The following is a 24,179-nucleotide window of genomic DNA, read 5'->3' as shown; positions in this document are numbered from 1 at the left end:
GACAGGCCGCGGCGTACTGGGTACCCCGGTCAAGCCGGGGTACGACAGCGAACCCTAATTCCCGTTGACGCGAAAGCGCAGCGGCTTGGGGCCGATCAGCGTGAGCACGTCGCCCTGGCGCTTCCAGGTCTCGACACTGCCGAGCGCAGCAACGAGCTCGTCGTCGGCCTGCGCTCTTGCCTGCGGGCAGGACCGGTCCTGGATCTGGCCGGGGACGAAGATGACGGTGTTGCCGGCGACCGAGAACTGGCCCTTGCCGCCTTTGCACCAGAGCTCCAGCACGACCTCGCCATTGTCGCCGATCTCGATGTTCGGAATCCGCTTCGAGCCGGGCTGCGGCAACGCCTCCAGCGTCATCTCGGTGCCGAAGGGGAAACCGTCCTCCGCGCGCGCGAGCGTGGACATTGCGAGCATTGCAACCGCCAAACACACCATCTGCCTGAGCAAAACCATGAGACCTCTCGACCATCCTTGTTGGCAGCACCTTCTATAAGACGGCGACGGCGTTGAACAGGTTCGTCGGTTCATGGCATGCCGGGTCTCTCGAAGCGCCCGGTCGGCGCGAGCGCCGCTGAATTGTCTTCGGATCCAGCGGTCACCGTTCGCTATACCGTTCGAAGCCACCGTGTTAGCGTGATGCAGCGTCACCTGTGTCCGGCACTCCTGATTGAGCAGAGTGGGGCGAATGAAGCATACGGTTCGCGATGTTGCGATGACCGCGCCGCGACCGCAGGGCGGACGCTTTCCGTTGCGGACCCGCCTGATGATGCTGGTCGTTGCCAGCGTTATTCCCCTCGTGGGATTCACGCTGGTGCGTGAATATCTGGACTACCGGAAAGCGGTGACAAGCTCGGGCCAAAAGACATTGGAGCTGACGCGCAGCCTGTCGCTGGCCGTGGAGAAGGAACTGCAAGCACGCATTGCCGTCCTTGAAGTGCTCGCGCTCTCGCGGCCGCTGCGCGACGGTGACCTCGAAGGTTTTCGCGCCCAGGCGGACACCGTGGTGGCACAGCAGTTTCCCGGCTCGAATATCCTGCTTCTGAGAGATGACGGACAACAGATATTCAATACCCTGCTGCCGCAGGGCGCACGCCTTCCGGCCCGTCAGAATCTGGGGACGATCAAGGCCGTATTCGCGACCGGCCGGCCTGCAGTTTCCGACACCTTTATCGGCCTCGTGTCACATCGCTACGTGATCTCGATTGACGTACCGGTTCGGCGTGCCGGTGGCACGATCTCCCATGTGTTGTCGGTCAACCCGCAAATCGACGCGTTTGACCAGGCCATAAGGAGTCAGCGCCTCCCGGAAAGCTGGCTGATTTCCATATTCGACCGGCAAGGAGCCAACGTCGCACGCAGCCTGAATGCCGATCGGTTCCTCGGCCAAAAGGCGGTGCCATTGTTGCTCGAGCGGATGCTGAGCAAGCCTGAGGACGTCTTCGAGACGACCTCACGCGAGGGCCTCAGGCTGCTGACCGCATTCAGTCGCGTCGAGCCGTCCGGCTGGACGGTGGCCATGGGCGTGCCTCTCGCCGAGTTGACCGCGCCGGCCATCAACGCCGCACTGCGAACGCTGGTCGCAGGCGGCGCCGTGCTCTCGCTCGGTCTGCTCCTTGCTGCAGCCTTGACGCGCCAGATCACCGGCCCGATCGCCATGTTGCGCCATCTCGCCACCGCCGCGAATCGACGCGAAATCCTGAATCCGCCTGCCACCGGTCTGAGCGAGGCCGACGAGGTCGTGCAGGCGCTGCACTTGTCCGAGATGGCCCGCCGGCAGAGCGAGCAGGAGGTTCGCGACCGCAGCGACGAGCTCGAATCCACGAACAGGACATTGGAAGCTGAAGTTGACGTCCGCGAGAGGGCCGAGCAGAAGGCCCAGGCCCAACTCGGGCACCTCTATCTGTTGCACCAGATCACCCGCGCGATCGGCGAGCGGCAGGATCTCAACAGCATTTTCCAGGTCGTGGTCCGGAGTCTCGAGGATCAGTTGCCGGTGGATTTCACCTGCCTCTGCTTTCACGACGCGGTCGACCACACGCTGACGGTGAGGCGGGTCGGGATCAAGAGCAGCGCGCTCGCGCTCGAACTGGCGATGCCCGAACGGGCGCGCATAGACATCGACGAGAACGGACTGTCGCGTTGCGTGCTGGGTCAACTGGTCTACGAGCCGGATATCGGGCAATCGACGGCGCCCTTCCCACAGCGGCTGATGCAAGGCGGCCTGCGCTCGGTGGTGCTGGCTCCGCTGCAAGTCGAGAGCCGGGTGTTCGGCGTGCTGGTCGCCGCACGCGCGTCCGCGCACGGCTTCAGCAGCGGGGAATGCGAGTTCCTCCGACAGCTCAGCGAGCACGTCGCGCTGGCCGTGCACCAGGCGCAGCTCTATGGCGCCCTGCAACAGGCGTATCAGGACCTCCAGCAGACCCAGCAGGCGGTGATGCAGCAGGAACGCCTGCGCGCGCTCGGGCAGATGGCGAGCGGGATTGCCCACGATATCAACAACGCGCTTTCGCCCGTTGCACTCTACACGCAATCGCTGCTCGAAACGGAGCCCGACCTCAGCGTGCGCGCGCGCGGATATCTCGAGACCATCCAGCGCGCGATCGAGGACGTCGCCCAGACCGTGGCCCGGATGCGGGAGTTCTATCGGCAACGCGAGCCGCAACTGGCGCTGGTGGCGGTTCACCTCAACCCGCTCGTGCAGCAGGTCGTCGACCTGACACGGGCGCGGTGGAACGACATGCCGCAGCAGCGCGGCGTCGTCATTGCGCTGCGTACCGAGCTTGCCGTCGACCCGCCGCCGATCGCGGGTGTCGAAAGCGAAATCCGCGAGGCCCTCACCAACCTGATCTTCAACGCCGTCGATGCGCTGCCGAACGGCGGCACGCTGACGCTGCGGACACGGCTCGTCCGCGAGGACAGCGGCCCGGGCCAGATCCTGCTCGAGGTCAGTGACGATGGCGTCGGCATGGACGAGGAGACCCGGCGGCGCTGCCAGGAGCCGTTCTTCACCACCAAGGGCGAGCGCGGCACCGGCCTCGGGCTGGCAATGGTCTATGGCGTCGCCAGACGGCACAGTGCCGAGGTCGACATCATCAGTGCGGTCGGGACGGGAACCACAGTGGGCCTGAGCTTCCCGATACCGGACAGGGCCGCGACGGCGACAGCCGCGCCCGATGCACGGCCGGCGATGCCCCCGCGGCTGCGCCTGCTCCTGATCGACGACGATCCGCTGCTGCTCAAATCGCTGCGGGACACGCTGGAAGCCGACGGCCATGTCATCGTCATAGCCAACGACGGCGGCGCCGGAATCGAGGCGTTCCGGGCAGCCTGCGACCGCGGCGAGACATTCGCAGCAGTCATCACTGACCTCGGCATGCCGAACATCGACGGACGCAGGGTGGCAGCCGCGGTCAAGAACGCATCACCGGCAACGCCGGTGATCATGCTGACCGGCTGGGGCAAGCGCCTGATGTCCGACGACGAGATCCCACCCCATGTCGATCATCTCCTCAGCAAGCCGCCGAAGCTTCGGGAATTGCGTGAGACACTGGTGGCGTGCTGCGGCCCGGCGCGGTGAGTGGTGATCCACCCGAAACGCAGATCCCCGCGAGCAGGCGGCCCGCGGGGATCGTTCGTTGTGTCCCGATCGCGGCTACTTCAGCACCATCGCCGTGAACGGCCAGACATAGGCTTGCAACGTCACGAACACGCCGACCAGGGAGGCCAGCACGATCGAGTGCCAGAACACGAAGCGCAGGATGGTGCCCTCGTGGCCGTACCAGTTGGTCGCGGTCGAGGCGACGACGATGGATTGCGCGTCGATCATCTTGCCCATCACGCCGCCGGACGAGTTCGCCGCCGCCATCAGAATCGGCGACAGGCCGAGCTGCTGGGAGGTGATCTTCTGGAGGTTGCCGAACAGGATGTTCGACGACGTATCCGATCCCGTCAGCGCGACGCCCAACCAGCCGAGCAACGTGCCGAAGAAGGGATAGAGCACGCCGGTCGCGGCAAAGGCGAGACCGAGCGTCGCGTCGACGCCGGACAGCCGGGTCAACGTGCCGATCGCGAGCATCGCCGAGATCGTGATCAGCGAGATCGCGCACAGCCGAATGGTGCGGCCATACTCGGTCACCAGCCTGCCGGGACCGACGCCCATCAGGAAGCCGGAGATGATCGCCGCGATCAGCATGCCTGTGCCGGTGAAGGACAGGTAAGTGAAGCCGAAGACCGCGCCCTCCTTCGTCGGCCCTGGCGCGACCGGCGGCATCTTGTTGATCATCTGGTGCAGTTCGGGAACGGGGTAGTTCCAGACAAAGATCGAGTTCGCCCAGGTCTTGAAGGCGCCGTTACCCCAGATCAGCATGACGATGCAGACGATGATCCACGGCAGCAGCGCATTGAACAGCTCGCTCTGCGTGAGCGGGGTTTTGTCGAGCGGCTTGGTCGCGGCCATGGTCGCGGCCGATTCGTCCTGGCCGCGCAGCGCAGGCGAGAGCCAGAGCTGCTTCGGCTGCCACACTTTCAGGAACAGAATGAGCGCCCCCATCGAGATCAGCGACGCCCCGATGTCGACGATCCATGGATTGACGAAGTTCGAGATCACGAATTGCGGGACCGCGAACGACACGCCCGTGACGAGGATTGCGGGCCAGACGTCCTTCATGCCCTTCCAGCCCGCAAACGCCCACACCACCCAGAACGGGACGATCAGCGAGAACAGCGGCAGTTGCCGCCCGACCATCGCGCCGAGGATGTAGGGATCGAGCCCGGTGACCGAGGCAAGGCCCTGGATCGGCGTGCCCAGCGCGCCAAAGGCCACCGGCGCCGTATTGGCGATCAACGACAAGCCGGAGGCCGCGAGCGGCGAGAAGCCGAGGCCGATCAGCACGGCGCCGGTGATCGCGACCGGTGTGCCGAAGCCCGAGGCGCCCTCGAAGAACGCGCCGAACGAGAACGCGATCAGCAACAGTTGCAGCCGCCGGTCCTCGGTGACTCCGCCGACCGCGCGCTTGAGCAATTCGAAGCGCCCGGTCGTCACCGTCACCTGATAGAGGAAGATGACGTTGAGGACGATCCAGCCGATCGGAAAGAAGCCGGTGACGATGCCGAGGATCGAAGCACGGATCGACATGTTCACCGGCATGGTGAACACGAAGATCGTGATCAGGTTGGTCACGATCACGGCGACGATGGCCGCGATATGGGCCTGGACGCGACCGCTCGCGATCAGGACGAGCAGCGTGACGACAGGGATCGCCGCCGCAATCGTCGACAGCACTGGGCTGTGCAGCGGATCATAGACTTGATTCCACATGGTCTTCCTCCCCCACGCGTTTATGTGGCGGGCCAGCCTGCGTGGACGGCGAGCCTGCTTGGCGCAGTGGAGAGTGCCTTTGAACCTGAAGCGAATGCCCCTGCGAACGCAGCGGTTCCCGTCCGCTCACAAGCTCGCGAAGTCCCGGAGGCCCCCACCCCGCGCCGTTATGCCCATGCTAGGGTTGCAAGGCGCGACAAGCCAACGCAAATTGCAGAACTTGCGACTTTAGTCTAAGCGCGCCCATTTTCGCCATTGCCGCAAGCCTTTGGCTTCAGGCAATTGTGCACACCCCTCAGGAGACAGAGCTCTGTGAAGAACATCAGCGCCACGCTCGCGATCGTCTGGCGAATCGCCATTCCCTATTTCCGATCGGAGGACAAATGGGCCGGCCGCGGCCTGCTCGGCGCCGTGATCGCGATCGAGCTGGCACTGGTCGCGATCGACGTGCTGGTGAACCAGTGGCAGAACCGGTTCTACAGCGCGCTTCAGAACAACGATTGGGACGCCTTCGTCACGCAGATCTGGATCTTCATCGCGCTCGCCTTCACCGCGATCGCGCTGGCGGTCTACAAGCTGTACCTGAACCAATGGCTCCAGATCCGCTGGCGGCAATGGCTGACCACGCATTATCTCGGCGAATGGCTCGAGGGCGCCACGCATTACCGCATGCAGCTCAAGGGCGATGCGGCCGACAACCCGGACCAGCGCATTACCGAGGACGTCAAGAATTTCGTCGAGCAGACCTTGGTGATCGGGCTCGGCCTGCTCTCCTCGATCGTGACGCTGTTCTCCTTCGCGCTGATCCTCTGGGGCCTTTCCAACGCTGCGCCGCTGCACCTGTTCGGCACCGACCTGATGATCCCCGGCTATCTGTGCTGGATTGCACTGATCTACGCGATCTTCGGCACCGCGCTGACGCACTGGATCGGCGCCCCGCTGGTCAACCTCAATTTCGAGCAGCAGCGCTATGAAGCCGACTTCCGCTTCAACCTCGTTCGGGTCCGCGAGAATTCCGAGCAGATCGCGCTGCTCAAGGGCGAAGGCGCCGAACGCGGGCGCCTGCTGGATCGCTTCAGTTTCGTGATCGGCAATTGGTACGCCATCATGAGCCGGACCAAGCGCCTCAGTGCGTTCACCAACAGTTATCAGCAGGCCGCCGTGATCTTTCCCTACGTGCTGGTGGCGCCGGCCTTCTTCGCCAAGAAGATCCAGCTCGGCGATATGATGCAGACGGCATCGGCCTTCTCGAGCGTGCAAGGCGCGCTCTCGTTCTTCGTGGTGGCCTACCGGTCGCTGGCGGAATGGCGCTCGATCGTCGCGCGTCTCGACGGCTTCGAGATGTCGGTCGATACGGCGGCAAACCTGCCGGCACATGAGGCGACGATCGAACTCAAGGCGACCGGCGGCAGCCGCAATATCGGGCTCGATAAGCTCTGCGTGTATCTCCCCAACGGCACCCCGCTGGTCGCAGCCGACGGCTTCGCCATCCAGGCGTCGGAGCGCGTGCTGGTGACCGGACCATCCGGCTCCGGCAAGTCGACGCTGTTCCGGGCCATCGCCGGCATCTGGCCGTTCGGCACCGGCAGCATCGTCATCCCTGCGCAGGCGAAGCTGATGATGCTGCCGCAACGCCCTTATTTCCCTGTCGGCGCACTGGGGCACGCCGTGATCTATCCCGCAGCACCCGGCGCGTTCCAGGCGCCCCGGATCCGGGACGCAGTGATCGCGGTCGGCCTGCCCGACCTCGCCGAACGGCTCAATGAGGAGGGCCATTGGAACCGGATGCTGTCGCTCGGCGAGCAGCAGCGCCTGGGGCTTGCCCGCGCGCTGCTGCATGTGCCGGACTATCTGTTCCTGGACGAGGCCACGGCGTCGCTGGACGAGCCGTCCGAGGCCCGGCTGTACCGTCTGCTGACGGAAAAGCTGCCGCAGGCCACCATCGTCTCGATCGGCCACCGCTCGACCCTCGACGCCTTCCACACCCGCAAGGTGACGATGGTGAAGGACGGCGCGATCCACGTCCTCGGTGACGGGGCTTCGGCCGAGAAGGAGCCGACCGCGGCGGGCTGAGGGCGTTGGCGGGGGCCCGCCGAGCTAAGGCGCCTCGTTGCGGCCATCCTTCGAGACGCCCGCCTTTGGCGGGCCCTCAGCATGAGGTCGTGATCGTGGAGAAGCCCCGACCCTCATGGTGAGGAGCGCCGCCTCACGGCGCGTCTCGAACCATGAAAGGCCCGGCTCCTCTCCCGGGCACCACCCAAAGCAGTCCCCCAAAGCAAAAGGGCGGCAGGTTGCCCTGCCGCCCTCGAAGTCGTCTCGGGAAGAAACTTACTTCAGGTTGCTCATCGCCGTCAGGTCGAAGGACAGCTTGGCAATGCCGGCCGCGCCGCACCAGTTGGAGCCAGCGCCGCCCGGATTGATCGGGGTGACGCTCGTGGTGCCGCTGGCGTTGAACGCGCTGGTGAAGGCGTTGCAATCACCCTTGTTCAGGTCGGTGTCGGAGTAACGCAGATCCAGCGTGAACACCTTGTAGGTGAAGCCGATGCCGATGTTCCAGGTGTTGTAGTCCTTGTAGGGAATGCCGTTGGCGAAAACGGTGCCAACGCCGGTGCCGTAGAAGGCATCCGAAGTGCCGAACCACTGCCGGCCGAACTCACCCGAAACGTACATGCCGACGCCCGAAGGGCCGAACACCGTGCTGGGTGCGGTGTACTTGGCGGTCAACGAAGCGTAGTTGCCCCAGGCACCCGAGTTCAGGAAGTTCGGCGAGTAGTACTCGGTCGCGCCGACGGTGAAGCTGTCGTTGATGGTGTAGTTCACCTTGCCGTAGACTTCGAAGAAGCTGACGTCCTTCTTCATGACGTTGCCGTCGCCGAGGAAGATCGTGGTCGTGCTGACCGGGCAGACGTTGCCGCCGGGAACGACGCCGGGGCCGACCGCGGTCACGGCGTTGTCCGCGCAGCTTCCACCCGGATAAAGGTAGCCCCAGACGCCGATGTCGAACGCGAAGGCGCCGAAGGTCGGGCGGATACCGCCGTAGATGTCGACTTCAGCCGCGGCGCGGTTGGCGAAGGAGATGCTCTCCGCGGACACGCCGACGTAAAGCTGGAGGTCCTTGTTGATGTTGTAGCGCGGCTCGAAATAGGCCGCGACCGACGGCTGGTGGTTCGACTGAGTCACGCCGCGGAAGATGTAATCGCTCATGATCGCGCCGCCGAAGGCGATATCCCAGGGGTCGAAGGCTGCGACCGGCGGGGCCTTCTTGGCCTTCACAGCCATGTCTGCCGCGAAAGCCGAACCCGTCGTCACCAATGCCAGCGCCGTTGCCAACAAAGCTACTTTTTTCATTTCGATCCCCATCACCAGTTCTAACCCCAGTCGTAGTCCCGGAAGCCCCCCGGGTTGCTCGACCTGATTGCAATTTCGTTACCGCCGCAATTTGGATTGAGGGATGTGAACCGTGAAGCAAAAAACGCGGGCATTTGCCGACTTTTTAGGCGTTCTGACGATTCTACGAAAGGTTGTCAGCCTGTGTGGCTTCTCGATCACATTATTTTCACGCCAAAGTGCACAACGAGGCCCGGGTTACTACGTAGCCCGGCGTTCCGTGGCGCGCGCGCCACGAATCAGACTGGCGCAAAAATTGGCGGCTGAAAGAAGCCCTGCGGCGATGCAAAAAAGGCCGCAGCGTCTCCGCTGCGGCCTCGTGCTGTCTGTCGATCGTCAGCGTCGGATTGGAGCCGACCTCTGGCCTGAGCTTGGACCTGGCTTTGGGGCCTAGCCTTGCCCGTCCGCCGGCGTTTCCGCAGAAGACGAAGGCATCGCCCAGCTGGTCTCGGCGACAGGCTCGGGAGCCGGAGCTGCCACAGGCGCTGACGGCTTCGGCGCGGGAGCTGCCTTCGCCTTCTTCGGTGCCGCTTTCTTCACAGCCTTCTTGGCGGCCTTCTTCGGTGCAGCCTGCTTAACGGTCTTCTTGGCCGCAGCCTTTTTGGCCGACTTCTTGGCAGCCTTCGGGGCGGCCTTCTTCGATTTTTTGGCAGACTTCTTCGCGGACTTCTTCGCGGATTTTTTGGCTGCCTTCTTGGCGGTCTTCTTTGCCGCTACAACCTTCTTGGCCTTTTTGGCCTTCTTGCTTTTCTTCTTCTTCGCTTTCGCCATCGTGGTCCTCCTGTTGCCGCCAAACAATGGTCGATCGGGCGTCTTCAGCCGTCACTTCCGGACGAAGACTCAGCTCGAGGCAGTCAATGCCGGCCGCGACCCGCCCGTAGCCCAATCGAGAAGCTCAATCGTGTGTACGACCGGAACTGACGTGCCACTGGCAATCTGCACCATGCAGCCGATATTGCCCGCGGCAATCATGTCCGGCTTGACGCTCGCGATGTTGGCGACCTTGCGATCACGCAACCTGCCCGCAAGCTCGGGCTGGAGAATGTTGTAGGTCCCCGCCGAACCGCAACACAAATGGCTCTCCGGGACATCTTTCACCACGAATCCATTCTTGGAAAGCAATTCTTTCGGAAGGCTCGTGATTTTCTGTCCGTGCTGCAACGAACATGCGGAGTGATAGGCGACGACGATGTTGTCTTGCCGCGCGACCTGCTCCAATCCGAGACCGGCGACGTATTCGGTGATGTCCTTGGCGAGCGCGGACACCTTCGCAGCATCGTCGGCGAACGCAGTGTCTTCGCGCAGCAGATAGCCGTAGTCCTTGATGACCGTGCCGCAGCCGGACGCCGTCACCAGGATGGCGTCGAGCCCCTCGCCTGCGGCCTCCTTCTGCCACGCTGCGATGTTGGCGCGGGCCCGCGCCAGCGCATCCTGGTCGTTGCCGAGGTGATGGGTCAGCGCGCCGCAGCATTGCTCATCCCTGACCAGGACGACCTCGATGCCGTGGCGGGTGAGGAGACTGATGGCCGCCTGGTTGATGCGCGGCGCCAGCACTTGCTGCGCACACCCCTGGAGCAGCGCGACCCGGCCGCGCTTCTTGCCGAGCGCCGCGAACACGCTGCCCGGAAGAGCGCCGGGTGCCGGCAGCCGGTTCGGCGCCAACGCCAACATCGCCTTGAGGCGCTGGATCAGGCCGGGCGTGGCTGACGGCCGCGGCGTCGGCAGGAACACAGCCAACGGCCGGGCAAGCCGCGCCAGCCGCATGCTGATGCGAAACCGCTGCGGGTCGGGCAGGACGAAGGCCAGCACCTGGCGCAGCAGCCGCTCGGTGAGGGGCCGCTGATAGCGCTGCTCGATCCTGACCCGGGCCTGGTCGACGAGATGCATGTAGTTCACCCCGGAGGGGCAGGTGGTCATGCAGGACAGGCACGACAGGCAGCGGTCGACATGCTTGACCACCTCCGCCGTCGGGGTCTGGTCCTTCTCCAGCATCTCCTTGATCAGGTAGATGCGGCCTCGCGGGCTATCGAGCTCGTCGCCGAGCAGCACATAGGTCGGACAGGTTGCGGTGCAGAAGCCGCAATGGACGCAGGCGCGCAGGATCTTGTCGGCTTGCGCGATATCGGGGTCGGCGAGCTGCGCCAGTGAGAATTCGGTCTTCATGCCGCAGTGTCCCGCGTCAGCCGTCCCCGGTTCAAAATCGACTTCGGATCGAAGCTGGCGCGCACCCGCTCGCTCAGCGCGGCAACGCCCGGCGCCTGCGGATGGAACACGTCCACCGCCCGCCTGACGTCCTCGGCCGCCCGGATCAGCGTGGCGTGGCCGCCAACCGCATTCGCGCCGGCACGCACGGCGGGGGCATGCGCATCGCCCTTCGGCGGCAGCGCCGCCCAGATCAGGCCGCCGCCCCAGTCGTAGATCACGTCGCCACCGGTCTCCCGCGCCAATTGCGTACCGAGCGCTGCGCCTGACGCCGGCGGGCAGACGATCCGCCAGACCGGCCAGGCGCCGAGCGCGCCGCTGGCGGCGAAGGGCAGCACGTCACGTATCGTCGCCCACAGCGCGGCAGAGGCCGCGTCCTCGATCAGCGTCGCTGTTCCGAACGGCGCAAGCAATTCGCGCAGCGAGCCGGCACGGTGCGCGGCCGAGGCCGTGATGCCCTCGAGCCGCAGAACGGTCAGCGCCTCGCCCTGGCCGGCGATATCGCCAAGCCCGTCGGTCTTGGCGCGGAACGCCGATTTAGGCAGATGCGCAGCAGCAGAAACGTCGAAGGGCGAGCCAAGCGCGGCGGTCATGGCCTTGTTAGCGACGGCATCGTCGAGCCCGCGCAGCAGCAGCGTCAGCTCGGCTTCAGGCTTCGGCATCACCTTCAGCGTGACCTCGGTCATGACCGACAGCGTGCCCCAGGACCCCGCCAGCAGCTTGCAGAGGTCGTAGCCGGTGACGTTCTTCACCACCTTGCCGCCGGTCTTGAAACTGTCGCCAAAGCCCGAGACGGCGTGCGCCCCGAGCAGGTGGTCGCGGGCCCCGCCCGCCTTGATCCGCCGCGGACCGGCAAGGCCAGCCGCGATCATGCCGCCGATAGTGCCTGATGCCGGCGTGCCGAGCAGCGGCGCGGTGTTCATCGGCTCGAAGGCGAATTGCTGGTTCTTGGCATCGATCAGCGACAGCACATCGGCCAGCGGCGCGCCGGCCTGAAGCGTGACAATCAGCTCGTTCGGCTCGTAGGAGATGACGGCATTGAGCGCGGAGACGTCGAGCACGGCGTTGGTCGCCATGGCGTGGCCAATGCTGCGCTTGCTGCCATGACCGATGATCTCGAGCGGCTGCTCATTGGCAATCGCCGCGCGCACCACCTCTTCGACGTCTTTGGCGTCTCTGACCCTGAGCGTATCCACGGGAAAAGCCGGTAGCGAAATTCGCCGCCAAAATCAAATGCGGCGTGATGCCGGCGACCACTGCCGGCGCGTTCGGGATCAGCCACGGGCCGCAATGACGCTTCGACTATGATCGAAGCGTTCACGACATCGACACTTCGATCGCCGGCGAACCAAAGCCGCCGGGCCATCGCTACAAGTCTGTGCCGATCGCGATCGAGGCCAACCGATGGAGACGGACAATCATGAACCACTATGCCACGCAGAAATCTCTCAGCGACGCCGTCGACGGCGGCGGCCTGCTTGTCGTCGCGCAATGGGAGGCCAAGCCGGGCGAGGCCGACAAGGTCGCAGGGATCCTCGACCGCTTCCTGCCGGAGGCGCAGCGCGAGGACGGCGTCAAGCTGTTCCTGATCTCACGCGCCAGGGACAATCCGGCCCAGTTCCTGTTCTACGAGCTGTTCCGCGACGAAGCGGCTTTCAAGGCGCATCAGGACAGCGCGCATTTCAAGACCTGTATCGCCGGCGAGGCCCTGCCGCTGCTGGCGAAGCGGGAGCGGGCGCAATATGCGCTGATATAAGGATCGCCCGTGCGAGGCTCCGGGCGCCGCGGTTCTGGCCGTGGCGCCCGATGCTAGATGACGGCGCGCAGCGGCGATTTCCGCAAAATCCAACCCGACACCGCGAAGCTGCCTGCGGCCGCCAGCATCGTCAACAGCAGCACCTTTGCGATCGCACCCAGCGCCAGCGTGTGCAACAGCAGCGCAAAGCCGATCAGGATCGGCGGATGGATTAGGTAGACGCCAAACGCATTGTCGGACAGAAATTTGGCGACCGGTCCCTGCGCGTCGAAATAGCGACGATAGACGGCCAGCATCACCAGACCCATGCCCACACAGACCAGCGCCTCCCACAGGCATTTGCCCGCGCTGACAAGATTGAAGCCGCCGCCATAGAGCGCCGTGTCGCCGCTCAAGCCGCCCCCGAAAAGCACCAGCGCGGCAAACAGCGGCACTGAGAGCACGAGCGCAAGCCCTCCCCAGCGGATGCAGGACCGCTCGGCAAGCGCCGTCAGCCAATGGCCGCGATAGCCGAGCGCGCCTGCTGTGAACATCAGGACATATTGCGGGACGTCGCCGGGATGGACGTTGAGTACCGAGGCATCGGCGTGGATCGCGATGCGAACGGCGAAGGTGGTTGCGGCCATGACGGCAATGAACAGAACAATCCCAGCGCCGCGCAGAGCGACCTGCGGCTCCCGCCATCCGGTCCGGCGGATGAGACCATAGAGCAGCGAGAACAGCAGCAGCACCGCGCAGAACCACATCGGCCCGGTCTCGGATAGCCACTCGCCATCCTTCAGATGGGTCAGCCATTGATGGCCGAAGCCGCCTTTGCCCCAGGTCCAGGACAGAAAATACTGCGTCAGCGGGCCGATCACCAACATGTAGAGCAAGGTCGGCAAACCGAGCCTGAGCAGCCGATCGCGCGCAAATCTCGAAAGTCCTTTCCGATCGAAGGCACCCGCGGCGAAATAGCCGGCGATGAAGAACAGCGCCGCCATGAAGAAGGCCTGGAGGAAGCTCTGGTAGACGCCGAAGAACAAGGCCGTGATGAAGCCGGTCTGCGGCCGATCGACATAGTACCAATTGCCGAACGGACTGTAGGTGTCGGCCGCGTGCATGCTCAGCACGAGAATGATCATCGACCAGCGGATGTTGTCGATGAACAGCAGCCGCGACTCCGCCTCCGGCCTGGCCGGCGCTGCTTCCGCGGCACCTGTGAGAACGTCCGCCACCATGCCGGATGTCCGGCCCTCAGAACCGCGGCAAATCCGGAAACGCCAGCTTGCCGGCATGGACGTGCATCCGGCCAAGCTCGGCGCAGCGGTGCAGGGTCGGAAACACTTTTCCGGGGTTGAGCAGCCCCTGCGCGTCGAAGGCGCATTTCAGCCGCTGCTGCTGGTTGAGGTCGATCTCGGAAAACATCTCCGGCATCAGATCGCGCTTCTCGATGCCGACGCCATGCTCGCCGGTGAGCACGCCCCCGAACTCGACGCAGGCGCGCAAAATGTCGGCGCCGAACGCCTCGGCGCGCTCGATCTCACCGGGCTTGTTGGCATCGTAAAGGATCAGCGGGTGCAGATTGCCGTCGCCGGCATGGAACACATTGGCGCAGCCGAGCTGGTATTTTTCCGAGAGCTCGCGGATGCGCGCCAGCGCCTTCGGTAGCGCGCCGCGCGGAATGGTGCCGTCCATGCAGAGATAGTCGGGCGAGATACGGCCGACGGCCGGGAACGCGGCCTTGCGGCCCGCCCAGAACAAATTGCGCTCGGCCTCCGAGGTCGATATCTGGCAGGTGGTCGAGCCACAGCCGTTCGCGATTGTCTCGACGCGCGTGATCAGCTCATCGACCTCGATCTTGGGCCCGTCGAGCTCGATGATGAGCAGCGCCTCGACGTCGAGCGGATAGCCGGCATGAACGAAGGCCTCCGCAGCATGGATCGCGGGCTTGTCCATCATCTCCATGCCGCCGGGGATGATGCCGGCGCCGATGATGCGCGCCACGCACTCACCGGCCGCCTCGACAGCTGCGAAGCCGACCATCAGCGCGCGCGCCGTCTCGGGCTTTTGCAGGATGCGCACCGTGATCTCGGTGATGACGCCGAGCAGGCCTTCCGAGCCGGTGATGACGCCCATCAAATCGTAGCCGCTGTTCTCCGCCGACTTGCCGCCGATGCGCAGGATCTCGCCGCTCATCAGCACGATCTCGCAACCGAGCACGTTGTTGGTGGTCATGCCGTATTTCAGGCAGTGCACGCCGCCGGAATTTTCCGCGACATTGCCGCCGATCGAGCAGGCGATCTGTGACGACGGATCGGGTGCGTAGTAGAAGCCGGCATGCGCGACCGCCTGGCTGATGGCGAGATTGGTGACGCCGGGCTCCGTGACGACGGCGCGGTTGTCGAAATCGATCTCGCGGATGCGCTTGAACTTGCCGAGACCCAGCAGCACGCCGTCCTCCAGCGGCAGCGCGCCGCCCGACAGCGAGGTGCCGGAGCCGCGCGGCACCACCTTGATGCCCTGCCCGGCACAATATTTCAGGACGAGCGAGACCTGCTCGGTCGTATCCGGCAGCACCACGACCATCGGCGGCTGCCGGTAGGCCGTCAGCCCGTCGGATTCATAGGCCCGCATCTCGGCGGCGCTGTCGATCACGCCCTCGCCGGGCACGATTGCGCGCAACGCAGCAATGATCTCAGCGCGGCGCGCGAGCACCGCCTGGTCGCTCGCAGGCATCATGATGGCCATGACATATCCTTCCGACTCGCAGCCCACGATCAAATTTATCGCGGCAAATCAATCACGTCCGCGGTGGTTTGGGTAGGGCATCCGAAAGTCGGATCGACGATCTCTGGCGAGTTCGCTCTGGGACAAGTAGGAAATCATGAAACCTGTCATGGTTTCGTGGCTTGTCCAAGCCAAGCGGGCCTGCCAAAACCGGCAGGTCCGGCGTTTGCCGACCAGGCGAGAGACTGACCAGGCCTGGACCCACCAGGGAAGAGACGAAGAGCAACCTATGAAAAAACTGACTTTTGGCGCGCTGATGATCCTCACTGTCACTGCCACAGCATCCGCCGCGATGGCGCAGGATGTCGCGGCCGGCAAATCGTCGTTCAACAAATGCCTGGCCTGCCACGCGATCGGCGAAGGCGCCAAGAACAAGGTCGGCCCCGAGCTCAACGGCATCGACGGCCGCAAGTCGGGCACCGCGCCGGACTACAATTATTCGGATGCGAACAAGAATTCCGGCATCACCTGGAACGAGGCGCTGTTCAAGGAATACATCAAGGACCCCAAGGCCAAGATCCCCGGCACCAAGATGGCGTTCGCCGGCATCAAGAACGAGACCGAGATCAACAATCTCTGGACCTTTGTCTCGCAGTTCGACAAGGACGGGAAGATCAAGCAGTAAGCAGGTGAAGGGCGGCCGCTAGGGCTTCGGTTCTGATTGAATCAGAACCGAAGCTCTGGCTTTTTGTTTTGACGCGTTTTCTTCACGCGAACCGGTATCCACTTCGCTCGAAAACGCTCTAATCGGCGGCCGCCTGCGCCGGGACGATCTTCCCGATCATCGTCTCGATCTCCGTCTTCACCAGATCCGGCACGGCGTTCTGCACCATGTGGCCGAGATCGGGCAGCACGATCAGCTTTGCATTCGGCACCATCGCCGCGAACGGGCGGGCGTGGATGTTGGTCGACACGGTCTTGTCGGGCTCGCCGGCGATGATCGTGACCGGCGCCTTGATCTCGCCGTAGCGCGCGACCTGCTCCTTCACCGCTTCCTTCAGCGTCACCAGATCATAGGCATTGGCGATGAACTCGCGCGGGCGCAGCAATAGCGGCGTTGCGGAGTCCTGCATGAAACCATCCGGCATGGTCTGGGGCAGGAACACGTTGCGCGCGCCGGACTCTGCCACGAAATACCCGAGCGGCAGCGTGATGGTGTAGGCGAGCAGCGGGCCGATGACAGGCGTCGCGATGACCTCGTTGTAGCGGCCGACGCCGCCGGGCCAGGGATGGGTGACCGGCGCCAGCATCACGAGGCCGGCGACGCGGCCGGGATGATCGAGCGCCAGCCGCGCCCCGAGCGCACCGCTCCAGGAATGCACGACGAAGAGAGCGCGATCGATCCCGAGCTTATGAAGCGCCTCGTCGATCATCCTCGCCTGGATCTCCGGCGTCGAATCCTGCCGTCGCGCGCGCGTGCTCCAGCCATGGCCGGGACGATCGATCAAAACGACGCGATGGTTTTTGGCGAGGAGGTCGCCGAGCGGGCGCCGCATCGCTTCGAGATTGGAGCTCGCGCCATGCAGCATCACGATCGGCAGGCCGATCTCGCGCGGACCGACATCGACGACGTGAAGCACGGCGCCTTCGACCTCGATCATCCGGCCCTGAGGGGGATAGGCGCGTTGCACGGCGACGACACCGGCCTGCGTGACCAGCGCCAGCAGAACCAGCGCCGTCACGACTGACATCACGATCATGGAGAGAGTCCGGGAAATCCAGGGCACATCGCAGCTACGGGTTTTACGGTTAGCAGTTTCGCTCCCCCGACTTCGGCATTTCCATCGGAAAAGGCAGGGCTGTGGATATGTGCATAACTACTGAACTAAAAACCTCAATGAAATCAATACCACTGTCCGATGACACGCAAGCCCCGGACCAGCTTCATGCGGTCGTCATGGCGGCTTCCTTATAATCGCCACGGTCGGTTCCGCCATTTAGACGCGGGTGGGCGCCGATCCTGCCCGCAACCCCAGGGGATGCGGGAAAGGCCGGCAGGATTTGTCCTGATTTGAACCGGAGAACTTCGATGAGCTTCAGACCCAAAGATACCGCGATCGACGAGATCGTGGCGAGCTGCAACGGCGACCTGCGCGGCGCCGTGCGGGCGTTGCTGCTGATCAACGAGCACCTCGAGACTGAGCTTGCAAAGGCTTACGCCGCAGCCGCCGATCAAAGCCTGGTCGAGCGTGGCGGCAGCGTCCTGCATTAGATCGCTATCGACCTAGTTCGTGCTGTCCTCGGCCTTTGCTTCGTCGGGGGTCGGCGCAGGACAGGCGCGGATGGTCGAGCGAGCAAGCTTGGCATCGGCCTTGGACTTATAGGGACCGTCGCCGAACCAGATGTCGCCGTCGATGACCGGATTGCTGGTCACGATGTTGCATTTGCCGGTGGCGCGGTTGCCGACCACCCAGAACAGCCCGTCGGCGAGGCTCGCCGTTCCCGACACCAACAGCAGGCTACAAGCAAAGATCGAACGCTTCATGGCTTTTGCTCCTGCCATGCAGGTAGGCCTGCCGGCGCGCCGACAATACCCCCGGCAGTGCGACGCATGCGATCGTGGTTAATCACGGCGCGCCGCAACCGTTCGAAAAATGATCGAGTTAGAGGCTAGATATCACGTCCCTCGACCTTCTCGGTCAGGGACTTGACCTGGTCGGGAATCTTGTCGAGGTGCGGATTGACGGCGAGCGCCTTGCGGTAGGCCTCGAGCGCACGCTTCTCGTCACCGACCTCCTGCATGATCATGCCGAGACCCGCGAGCGCGCCGAAATGCCGGGGCTCCCGGATCAGCACTTCGCGAATGTCGGCAAGCGAGCGGGCGTAGTCATTCTGCATGTAGTAGAGCGTGGCGCGCCGGTTCCAGGCTTCGATGTAATCGGGCCTGAGCTTGATCACCGAATCCAGCAGCTTGATCGCGATTTCGATCTTCTTGGCGTCGACCGCGGTCTTGGCCCGCGCCATCAACAGCGACGCAGTGTCGCTCGGGGTCTGGATCCAGATCGCCCAGATCCGCGCTTCGACATGCTTGGCGCTGGCCTCGTCGGGCGCCGCCTTCAGCGCGCCGAACAGGAAATCGAGATTCTTGGTCCGGTCGACCTTGGGCAGTTTTGCCGGCGCTTCGGGAAGCTTCTTCTGCTTGCCGGGCGGAGTCGGTGGATCATCCTGCGCCAGCGCCGGACCAAGGCCGGCGGCTCCCAGAACGAGGGCCAGACCAAGAGCCATACAAAGGGTGCGCGCGAAAGGGAATCTCACTGCCATGGGCCAAGTCTAAACGCGCAAAGCCGCCCTTGCATAGCAGGGGCGGCGTCAAACTCGTGTGAAACCGTGGTCTTGCGGGGCGCGCGCGTGCGTGAGGCGACCGCGAGGGCAATCAGCCGCCCAGATCAGCCCTGGCGAGCCTTGAAGCGGCGCTGCACCTTGTTGATGACGTACACCCGGCCCTTGCGGCGGACCAGGCGGTTGGCGCGATGGCGACCGCGCAGCGACTTCAATGAGTTACGGACCTTCATGGCAGAATCCTGAACGTTCGAAAGGCCGTGTTCGGCACTACCGTTTCGGCACGCGCGAATGTGGCAAAATGAAACCTTTCCCGCTGGCGGACCGACCGCCCGGGACGGGGCGGTTCTTAAGGCATGGCGGGACTGGATGTCAATCCAAACAGGCCATTCCGCCCCGAATTAACCTCTGGATAGGGCTGAAACGGCCCATTCACGCGGGAAATTCGACCATCGCCTCGCCGGTCGCAACCCGCTCCTCGTTCTGGTTCCGCACGATGACGTCGATCACGACCCAGCGTGCCTTGGCCGTGACCTGCTTCGACTTGATGATCCCGGAGGGCTGGATGGTGTCGCCGGGCCGGACCGGCTTCACCCATCTTGTCTCGAGCCGGCGGTGGATTGCGCCGGCCGGATAGGCCCAGTCGGTGATCATGCGCGAGATCAGCCCAAAATTGTTCATGCCGTGCATGATCACGCCGCCGAACTGGGTCTTGCCGAAACTGCCCTTCATGTAGTCGTCGTCGAGATGCAGCGGGTTGTAGTCGAGCGAGGCGTCGCAGAACAGACGGATGGATTCGCGGGACACGGCGAAGCTGGGTCCTTCGATGGAGTCGCCGGCGCTGAGGCCTTCGAACGTCACGGTCATAGCTGCCTCCCCTATACCGGCCTGATGGTCCAGCCGCGGCCCGAGCAGATCACCTCGCCCGCCTGGTTAAAGAAGACGTTGTCGTGCACGACGAACAACCGCTCGCGCTTGATGAACTTGTCGAGCGCGCGGGCTTCGAGCCGAATGACATCGCCGGGGCGGGCCGGGACGTTGTAGCTCCAGGACTGCCCGGCATTGACCGTGCCCGGCGAGCGCATCCAGTCGTCCGCAGGCGTGCAGGCAAACATCAGCATGATGTGGATCGAGGGCGGCGCAATCAAGCCGCCGTAACGGGTCGCCCTCGCATAGGCCTCGTCGAAATAGAGCGGATGGGTCTCGCCGACCGACTTGCAGTACAGCGCGATCGCCTCGCTTGTGAGCGTATAGGGGATGGTCTTGCGCGGCTCGCCCGGGACGATGTCGTCCCATCCCTTGCGCGATTGGGCGTCCTTCCAGAAATCAGTCTCGAAGGCTTGCGCCTCAGCCATTTCCGGCCTCCCCATATCCTTATTGTTCATGCCTTTATTGTTGCCGAAAACACTAGCGCAGGGACGGCCGCCCACCAATCCCCGCGAGGGGCACTTGCCAAATTCGTTATATCATATAATCAATTTGACAACCGATCGGGGAGGAAACCAATGCCGAAGATGAAGCTGCCGAATATCGACGATGTCGTCGCGATCGACATCCACACCCATGCCGAGGAGCCCTGCGGCACCCATCCCGACGACGGCTATGACGATTTCCAGGCCCAGATGGCCGACTACTTCAAGTCGCCGCACAAGCATCCGCCGACCGTGCCGGAGACCGCGGCCTACTACCGCTCCAAGAACATCGCCGCGGTGATCTTCCCGGTCGACGCCGAGCGCGAGACCGGCTTCCGCCGCTACAAGAACGAGGAGATGCTGGAGATCGCCTCCGACCATCTCGACGTCCTCATCCCGTTCGTCTCGATCGATCCGCACAAGGGCAAGCTCGGGGTGCGCGAGGCGCGCAAGCTGATCGAGGAATACGGCGTCCGCGGCTTCAAATTCCACCCGACCATGCAGGGCTTCTACGCCAACGACCGCATGGCCTATCCGCTCTACGAAGAGATCAACAATGGCGGCGCGATCGCGCTGTTCCACACCGGCCAGACCGGCGTCGGCTCGGGCATGCCCGGCGGCATGGGCATGCGGCTAAAATATTCCAACCCGATGTACATGGACGACGTCGCGGCTGACTTCCCCGACCTCAAGATCATCCTCGCCCACCCCTCCTTCCCCTGGCAGGAAGAAGCGCTGTCGGTCGCGACCCACAAGCCGAACGTTTACATCGACCTATCCGGCTGGTCGCCAAAGTATTTCCCGCCGATCCTGGTGCGCTACATCAACTCGATCCTGCAGGACAAGATGCTGTTCGGCTCGGACTGGCCGGTGATCACGCCGGACCGCTGGCTGTCGGATTTCGCCAAGATCGAGATCCGCGACGAGATCCGGCCGAAGGTGCTGAAGGCCAACGCGCGCAAGCTGTTGGGGATCTAGGCGAGCGCATCGAGGGCTTCGATCGAATGACCGAAGCCCTCATGCTCAGGCGCTCAGGGCCCTAGACTTGTGCGAGGCCGCCGTCGACGAAAACCTCGCCGCCGGTCATGAAGCTGCTGTCCGACGACGCCAGGAACGCGGCCACCGCCCCCGTCTCACTCGGGTCGCCCACGCGCCCGATTGGCGTCATGCTTCCGAGCGCATCGAACGCTTCCTCGCCGACGATCTCCAGCGCCAGCTCGGTCTTGGTCGGCCCCGGAGACAGCACGTTGACGCGGATGCCGGTGCCGCGCAGGTCCAGCGCCCAGCTGCGCGCCAGATTGCGGATCGCAGCCTTGGTCGCGCTGTAGATGCTGAACTGCGGCGTCCCCATCACGCCCGTGCTCGAACCGGTCAGGATGATCGACGCCCCCTGCTTCATCAGCGGCAGGGCCTTTTGCACCGTGAACACGAGCCCTTTCACATTGACGTCGAAGATGTGATCGTAATGCGCGACCGTGATCTCGCCGAGCGGCGCAAACAATCCGGTGCCGGCATTGGCGAACAGAATGTCGAGCCCGCCGCGTTCGGCTTTCACCGCTGCGTACAACCGGTCGAGGTCGGACAGATCCGTCACCGAGCCCCTGACGGCGCGCGCCGAAGGACCCAGCTTCGCAACGGCCGCGTCGAGCGGCTCCTGCCGCCGCCCGAAGAGATAGACGAACGCGCCTTCGTCGACGAACCGTTTCGCCGCTCCAAATCCGATGCCGGTTCCACCGCCGGTCACCACTGCGGTCTTGCCTTGTAGTCTGCTCATGATGTGCTCCTTCACTAAGGTTGCACTGAGCTGGCGGCGTACCCACTTATCGACAAGTATGCACCTTTTGGTAAGTGCCCAAAAAATGTCGTCAGATCTTTCAGAGCCGACTTTCCTGGCCGCGCAGATTCCACCGCCTGTCCAAAGTTGCACGCCGAGTCTGCCCGGCTTCACCTGCGGCCTGGATGCGACCTTGCGGGTCATCGCCGGCAAGTGGAAGCCGCTGATCCTGTACTTCGTCGCCCAGGGCGGGCCGACCCGCTACGGCGAGCTGCGACGCGCCGTGCGTGACGTCAGCGACAAGATGCTGATCCAGCAGCTGAAGGAATTGGAGGCAGACGGTCTCGTGAAGCGGACCGACTACAAGGAGGTGCCGCCGCGGGTGGACTACAGTCTGACCCCGTTGGGCCACAGCCTGGCCGAGGCGCTGGTGCCGCTCTGCTCGTGGGGCACGGAGCACATGGCGGATGTGAGCCGGGTCTTCGCCGAGCGGGAGACCTGGAATACCAAGGGGCGGTGAACCTGATGGCCGCGTTGCGTCCGATCAATTCACGCTTGCCAGATAGCCCGCGAGAATTGTCCGGCTCTGGCTCAGCGTCTCGATGCGCTCGTCGATCAGGCCGACCTGCTGGGCGAGTATTTTTCGCAACTCGTTGCAGGGCGTGAAGGCTGGATCGTTGCTGCGAACGCACGGCAGCAAGCGCTGGATCGTTTCGAGCGTCATTCCGGCGGCGCCAAGCATCTTGATCCGCCGCACGGTTTGCTCTTCCTCCGACCCGTAGTCGCGATAACCCGCGTCGGTCCGCTGCGGCGCCAGCAACCCTTCGCCTTCGTAGTAGCGCAGCATTCGGACGCTGACGCCCGTCCGCCTGGAGAGTTCGCCAATTTTCATCTGAAAACCTCTTGACCCTTACAGCGCTGTCAGACCTTACAGACTCTGCTCATCCAAGTGAATGCCGCTTGAGAGGGAGCAAAGATGAAAGCCTACCATCTGAACAGCCATGCTGGTGCTGGCCGCCTTGTGCGAGCCGACCTCGGCAAACCGGAACCCGCCAGTGGCGAGGTTCGCATCCGGGTCGAAGCGGCCAGCCTGAACTACCGCGACCTCCTGATCCTCGACCGCGCAGACCAAAACAAGCTCAACGGCCGCGTTCCGCTCTCCGACGGCGCAGGAATCGTTGACGCCATCGGCCCCGACGTCCTGCAATGGCGGCTCGGAGACCGCGTCGCTGCATCGTTCTTCCGCGATTGGGTCTCGGGGCCGTTCAAGTCCAGCTATGTTCCGTCATCCCTCGGTGGCAACACGATGGACGGAATGCTGGCGGAGTATGTCGTGCTACCGGCAAATGCGCTCGTTCCCGTGCCACCGCATTTGTCCTCGCTCGAAGCCGCGACATTGCCCTGTGCCGGCGTCACGGCTTTCCATGGCCTGATCGCACGCGGCGGGATGCACAAAGGCGACACGCTGCTGGTCCAGGGAACGGGCGGCGTCGCGCTGTTCGGTCTTCAATTCGCAGCAGCGCTGGGAGCGCGCGCGATCGTGATCTCGTCCTCGGATGAAAAACTCGCCCGTGCCAAGGCGCTGGGCGGCTCGATCCTCATCAACTATCGCGACACGCCTGATTGGGATGTCGCGCTGATGAAAGCGACGGATGGCGAAGGCGCCAGCCATATCCTCGAACTCGGCGGTCCCGGCACCTACGACCGATCGCTGCGTTCGGTCGCGTCGGGCGGCAAGATCGTTCAAATTGGCGTGTTGACGGGATTCGGACCGAAGCCCGACCTCGCGCGGCTGCAATGGGAGAATGCCGACATCATCGGCGTCACCGTCGGATCGGTCGAACATTTCGCCGCCATGAACAGCTTCCTGACCGAACATGCGATCCATCCGATCGTCGATCGGGTCTACGGCTTCGACGAGGCTCCGGAAGCGTATGCTCACCTCCGGTCCGGCTCACACTTCGGCAAGATCGTTGTGAAGTTCTAGAAGCGAGGATTGACTGCGAGGGGACCGCCGCTTCGGGTCAGAATCCGGACGGTGACGGGACGTATTGCATTGCCTCACAGCACGGCCCGCGTTAGAGAAGCCGCAGATTTGGAGGTCGGCACATGTCATGCACCTACAAGCTGAATGAAGACGTTCGCCATCAGCCGCAAGGACCACAAGGACGTGCTGCAACTGAGCCACCGATGATTTACACCATCGTTCAACATATGCCCATCGAGGCAGATGGACGCATTAGATACCGCATCAAGTGCAAATCGAAGAATATCGAGCGAGTC

24 protein-coding genes are annotated in these 24,179 nt (G+C 63.8%); 8 read left to right on the top strand and 16 right to left on the bottom strand.

Features of this window, described 5'->3' with window-relative positions:
- Positions 1-54: 54 nt before the first annotated feature.
- Positions 55-453, bottom strand: coding sequence for an META domain-containing protein (locus tag BMW89_RS23675; protein ID WP_092029435.1), 399 nt, complete (start codon positions 451-453; stop codon positions 55-57).
- Between the two features lie 259 nt (positions 454-712).
- On the opposite strand from BMW89_RS23675, the gene BMW89_RS23670 reads away from it, so the two are divergent.
- A complete protein-coding gene (locus BMW89_RS23670; protein ID WP_210187579.1) occupies positions 713-3,577 on the top strand; it encodes an ATP-binding protein in 2,865 nt (954 codons plus the stop codon).
- Between the two features lie 75 nt (positions 3,578-3,652).
- On the opposite strand, the gene BMW89_RS23665 is transcribed toward BMW89_RS23670, so the two are convergent.
- Positions 3,653-5,317: an L-lactate permease gene (locus tag BMW89_RS23665; RefSeq protein ID WP_092029434.1), complete on the bottom strand. Its 1,665-nt coding sequence runs from the start codon at positions 5,315-5,317 to the stop codon at positions 3,653-3,655.
- Positions 5,318-5,629: 312 nt separating this feature from the next.
- Here BMW89_RS23665 and BMW89_RS23660 point away from each other — a divergent pair, with 312 nt between their 5' ends.
- Positions 5,630-7,390 carry an ABC transporter ATP-binding protein/permease gene (locus tag BMW89_RS23660; protein ID WP_092029433.1) on the top strand — a complete coding sequence of 587 codons (1,761 nt, stop codon included), beginning with the start codon at positions 5,630-5,632 and terminating at the stop codon, positions 7,388-7,390.
- 255 nt (positions 7,391-7,645) lie between these two features.
- Here BMW89_RS23660 and BMW89_RS23655 read toward each other — a convergent pair whose 3' ends face one another.
- The 4 genes from BMW89_RS23655 to BMW89_RS23640 all read right to left on the bottom strand — a co-directional run bounded on the left by BMW89_RS23655 (position 7,646) and on the right by BMW89_RS23640 (position 12,102).
- Complete coding sequence (locus tag BMW89_RS23655; RefSeq protein ID WP_177196265.1) at positions 7,646-8,665, bottom strand: TorF family putative porin; 1,020 nt, start codon at positions 8,663-8,665, stop codon at positions 7,646-7,648.
- Between the two features lie 429 nt (positions 8,666-9,094).
- Positions 9,095-9,475, bottom strand: coding sequence for a histone (locus tag BMW89_RS23650; RefSeq protein ID WP_092029431.1), 381 nt, complete (start codon positions 9,473-9,475; stop codon positions 9,095-9,097).
- A gap of 69 nt (positions 9,476-9,544) precedes the next feature.
- Positions 9,545-10,867, bottom strand: a complete 1,323-nt coding sequence (gene glcF, locus BMW89_RS23645) for a glycolate oxidase subunit GlcF (protein WP_092029430.1) — start codon at positions 10,865-10,867, stop codon at positions 9,545-9,547.
- Positions 10,864-12,102 (bottom strand): FAD-binding protein, encoded by a 1,239-nt coding sequence (locus BMW89_RS23640; protein ID WP_092029429.1) that lies wholly within the window; start codon positions 12,100-12,102, stop codon positions 10,864-10,866. The genes glcF and BMW89_RS23640 overlap by 4 nt, the downstream gene beginning before the upstream one ends.
- A gap of 224 nt (positions 12,103-12,326) precedes the next feature.
- On the opposite strand from BMW89_RS23640, the gene BMW89_RS23635 reads away from it, so the two are divergent.
- Positions 12,327-12,662, top strand: coding sequence for a putative quinol monooxygenase (locus BMW89_RS23635; protein ID WP_092029428.1), 336 nt, complete (start codon positions 12,327-12,329; stop codon positions 12,660-12,662).
- A gap of 53 nt (positions 12,663-12,715) precedes the next feature.
- Here the strand turns inward: BMW89_RS23635 and BMW89_RS23630 are convergent, their stop codons facing one another.
- Complete coding sequence (locus BMW89_RS23630; protein ID WP_177196264.1) at positions 12,716-13,882, bottom strand: acyltransferase family protein; 1,167 nt, start codon at positions 13,880-13,882, stop codon at positions 12,716-12,718.
- A 16-nt stretch (positions 13,883-13,898) separates the two neighbouring features.
- Positions 13,899-15,392: an FAD-linked oxidase C-terminal domain-containing protein gene (locus tag BMW89_RS23625; protein ID WP_092029426.1), complete on the bottom strand. Its 1,494-nt coding sequence runs from the start codon at positions 15,390-15,392 to the stop codon at positions 13,899-13,901.
- Between the two features lie 268 nt (positions 15,393-15,660).
- Here BMW89_RS23625 and cycA point away from each other — a divergent pair, with 268 nt between their 5' ends.
- Entirely contained in the window at positions 15,661-16,056 is a 396-nt protein-coding gene (cycA, locus tag BMW89_RS23620) for a cytochrome c-550 CycA (RefSeq protein WP_092029425.1), read from the top strand.
- A 118-nt stretch (positions 16,057-16,174) separates the two neighbouring features.
- Here cycA and BMW89_RS23615 read toward each other — a convergent pair whose 3' ends face one another.
- Positions 16,175-17,131, bottom strand: coding sequence for an alpha/beta fold hydrolase (locus BMW89_RS23615; protein ID WP_177196263.1), 957 nt, complete (start codon positions 17,129-17,131; stop codon positions 16,175-16,177).
- 329 nt (positions 17,132-17,460) lie between these two features.
- On the opposite strand from BMW89_RS23615, the gene BMW89_RS23610 reads away from it, so the two are divergent.
- A complete protein-coding gene (locus BMW89_RS23610; RefSeq protein WP_092029423.1) occupies positions 17,461-17,643 on the top strand; it encodes a hypothetical protein in 183 nt (60 codons plus the stop codon).
- A 12-nt stretch (positions 17,644-17,655) separates the two neighbouring features.
- Here the strand turns inward: BMW89_RS23610 and BMW89_RS23605 are convergent, their stop codons facing one another.
- The 5 genes from BMW89_RS23605 to BMW89_RS23585 all read right to left on the bottom strand — a co-directional run bounded on the left by BMW89_RS23605 (position 17,656) and on the right by BMW89_RS23585 (position 20,065).
- The gene (locus BMW89_RS23605) at positions 17,656-17,916 is read right to left on the bottom strand and encodes a hypothetical protein (RefSeq protein ID WP_092029422.1); all 261 of its coding nucleotides are present in this window, start codon (positions 17,914-17,916) and stop codon (positions 17,656-17,658) included.
- Between the two features lie 125 nt (positions 17,917-18,041).
- Positions 18,042-18,692 (bottom strand): tetratricopeptide repeat protein, encoded by a 651-nt coding sequence (locus tag BMW89_RS23600; RefSeq protein ID WP_092029421.1) that lies wholly within the window; start codon positions 18,690-18,692, stop codon positions 18,042-18,044.
- 125 nt (positions 18,693-18,817) lie between these two features.
- Complete coding sequence (ykgO, locus tag BMW89_RS23595) at positions 18,818-18,943, bottom strand: type B 50S ribosomal protein L36 (RefSeq protein ID WP_006611362.1); 126 nt, start codon at positions 18,941-18,943, stop codon at positions 18,818-18,820.
- A gap of 199 nt (positions 18,944-19,142) precedes the next feature.
- Positions 19,143-19,577, bottom strand: a complete 435-nt coding sequence (locus tag BMW89_RS23590) for a MaoC family dehydratase (RefSeq protein ID WP_092029420.1) — start codon at positions 19,575-19,577, stop codon at positions 19,143-19,145.
- Between the two features lie 11 nt (positions 19,578-19,588).
- Positions 19,589-20,065: a MaoC family dehydratase gene (locus tag BMW89_RS23585; RefSeq protein ID WP_092029419.1), complete on the bottom strand. Its 477-nt coding sequence runs from the start codon at positions 20,063-20,065 to the stop codon at positions 19,589-19,591.
- A gap of 150 nt (positions 20,066-20,215) precedes the next feature.
- Between BMW89_RS23585 and BMW89_RS23580 the strand changes: the two genes are divergently transcribed.
- Positions 20,216-21,100, top strand: coding sequence for an amidohydrolase family protein (locus BMW89_RS23580; protein ID WP_092029418.1), 885 nt, complete (start codon positions 20,216-20,218; stop codon positions 21,098-21,100).
- Positions 21,101-21,161: 61 nt separating this feature from the next.
- On the opposite strand, the gene BMW89_RS23575 is transcribed toward BMW89_RS23580, so the two are convergent.
- Complete coding sequence (locus tag BMW89_RS23575) at positions 21,162-21,896, bottom strand: SDR family NAD(P)-dependent oxidoreductase (protein ID WP_177196262.1); 735 nt, start codon at positions 21,894-21,896, stop codon at positions 21,162-21,164.
- A gap of 160 nt (positions 21,897-22,056) precedes the next feature.
- On the opposite strand from BMW89_RS23575, the gene BMW89_RS23570 reads away from it, so the two are divergent.
- Positions 22,057-22,416, top strand: a complete 360-nt coding sequence (locus BMW89_RS23570) for a winged helix-turn-helix transcriptional regulator (RefSeq protein WP_210187580.1) — start codon at positions 22,057-22,059, stop codon at positions 22,414-22,416.
- A 24-nt stretch (positions 22,417-22,440) separates the two neighbouring features.
- Here BMW89_RS23570 and BMW89_RS23565 read toward each other — a convergent pair whose 3' ends face one another.
- Positions 22,441-22,788, bottom strand: coding sequence for a MerR family transcriptional regulator (locus BMW89_RS23565; RefSeq protein ID WP_092029416.1), 348 nt, complete (start codon positions 22,786-22,788; stop codon positions 22,441-22,443).
- A gap of 84 nt (positions 22,789-22,872) precedes the next feature.
- Between BMW89_RS23565 and BMW89_RS23560 the strand changes: the two genes are divergently transcribed.
- Positions 22,873-23,883 (top strand): zinc-dependent alcohol dehydrogenase family protein, encoded by a 1,011-nt coding sequence (locus BMW89_RS23560; protein ID WP_092029415.1) that lies wholly within the window; start codon positions 22,873-22,875, stop codon positions 23,881-23,883.
- The last annotated feature ends 296 nt before the right edge of the window (positions 23,884-24,179 follow it).

Origin of the sequence: Bradyrhizobium sp. OK095 (genome assembly GCF_900109945.1) — a bacterium.
GTDB lineage: Bacteria > Pseudomonadota > Alphaproteobacteria > Rhizobiales > Xanthobacteraceae > Bradyrhizobium.
This window is presented reverse-complemented; position numbering and strand designations above follow the sequence as displayed.